General features: G+C 46.2%; 2 rRNA genes. Both read right to left on the bottom strand.

Annotated features, from left to right (window positions below):
• Positions 1–118, bottom strand: a 23S ribosomal RNA gene (locus FCN15_RS19000); the annotation flags it as partial.
• Positions 119–588: 470 nt separating this feature from the next.
• Positions 589–695: ribosomal RNA gene (locus tag FCN15_RS18995) — 16S ribosomal RNA — on the bottom strand; the annotation flags it as partial.

Genomic DNA, 695 nt, shown 5'->3' with positions numbered 1-695 from the left:
TCGGACATCCCCGGATCAAAGCTTGCTTACAGCTCCCCGAGGCCTTATCGTTGTTCGCCACGTCCTTCTTCGGCTCCTAGCGCCTAGGCATCCTCCGTGTGCTCTTAGTAGCTTAACCAAAAGGCTCCTGTTTTTGGCTGACGGCTCTGTTCCTCATTGGTTTCTTCGATTGAAATCTTCAAAGGTAGAAACAAATTCGCAAAGGATCCATCATCTCAAAAACACTCGCTTAATCAGCTAGTACTAAACTTGTTCTCTACGATCACAAGTTTCAGCTAAAAGAATGTTTCTAATTCGTATTTGTTGTTTCGTTATCCAGTTTTCAAGGATCAATCGATGAATGATTTAAACCATCACAGAATGTGAGATTAAAGTATTCAGCGTAAGCAGTTTCGAAGAAACTGCGACCTGTATGCATTTCGGTCAATCCCATTGGGTTGATGAAATTCATGCAGATGATTTTGAGAGCTTGAACTCTCAAAACTGACCAACGAGTGAGAAGGTCCCCTTGCTTTCGCAAAGGCAATCCGGCGACTTGCGTCGACCGTGTATTTGAATGTCTTCATCACAGAAGACGATTCTCCATAGAAAGGAGGTGATCCAGCCGCACCTTCCGATACGGCTACCTTGTTACGACTTCACCCCAATCGTCTACCCCACCTTCGGCGGCTGGCTCCCTTGCGGGTTACCCCACC

This window comes from Paenibacillus pinistramenti (genome assembly GCF_005869875.1).
Taxonomy (GTDB): domain Bacteria; phylum Bacillota; class Bacilli; order Paenibacillales; family Paenibacillaceae; genus Fontibacillus; species Fontibacillus pinistramenti.
The sequence above is the reverse complement of the archived record's forward strand: the minus strand, read 5'-3'. Positions and strand labels throughout refer to the sequence as shown.